Origin of the sequence: Mesorhizobium sp. M7A.F.Ca.CA.004.12.1.1 (assembly GCF_003997835.1) — a bacterium.
Taxonomy (GTDB): Bacteria; Pseudomonadota; Alphaproteobacteria; order Rhizobiales; family Rhizobiaceae; genus Mesorhizobium.
The window spans coordinates 1,346-2,201 of sequence record NZ_RZRK01000937.1; the positions used below are offsets into that span (position 1 = coordinate 1,346).

The window sequence follows — 856 nt, forward strand, 5'->3', positions numbered from 1 at the left end:
GATGGAAGCGAAGTCGTTGCGCAGCTCGAACGGCACCGCCATGGTGCCGGTGGCGGTGGTTTCGCCAGGCGAAAAGGTCAGCGTCGCATCGGCGATGCGGCGGCCCTTGTCATCGAAGGCGCCGGCGGTGACCTGCGCCGGGGCAGGGTCGCCCGGCGCGCGGATGGCGGTCAGTGCAAAGCCGTCGACCTGGTTGTCGGCGGCGGTCAGGCCGGTCAGCGACAGCCTGTCCGCGGTTGCCCAGACGACACGCGCGGCATTTTTCGACAAAAGCGTGTTGAAGGCGGCCTCATCGCCTTTTGCCGCCAGGCCGTCGGCAAGCACGGCGACACTGGCCCCGGGCAAGGTCTCCAGCACGCCGGCGACGCGGGCATAGACGGCGGGCCGGTCGGTCGGGATCGGCCGCGGCTTGGCGGCGCGCAGCCGGTCAAGCGCGGTGGCGGCATCGAACGGGCCGATCTCGGCATTGGCCTTTTCGGCAGTGAAGGCGATGACGACCGGCACGCCGTTGGAGCCGGCATCGTTGATCAGCCGCTCGGCGGTGGCGACGCGTTTGCCCCAGTCTGCGGCACTTGCCCAGTCATTGTCGATGACCAGGGCAAGGGCGGCTCCCTCGGCCGGCAGCTTTTCGCGCGGGTTGAAGACCGGGTCGGCCAATGCCGCGACGATGAGGGCCGCCATCAAGAGCCTGAGCAGTGTCAGCCACCACGGGCTCTGCTGCGGCGTCTCCTCGCGCTTCAGCACGCGGGCCAGGATCTTCAGCGGCGGGAAGATTTCGGTCTGCGGCTTGGGCGGCGTCAGCCTGAGCAGCCACCAGATCACCGGCAGTGCCAGCAGGCCCCACAGCACCATGGGG

General features: G+C 69.4%; 1 protein-coding gene. It reads right to left on the bottom strand.

Translation table 11 applies throughout. From position 1 onward, the window contains the following. On the bottom strand, window positions 1–856 hold an 856-nt coding region (locus tag EN984_RS39090), incomplete at both ends, for a BatA domain-containing protein (protein WP_245480163.1).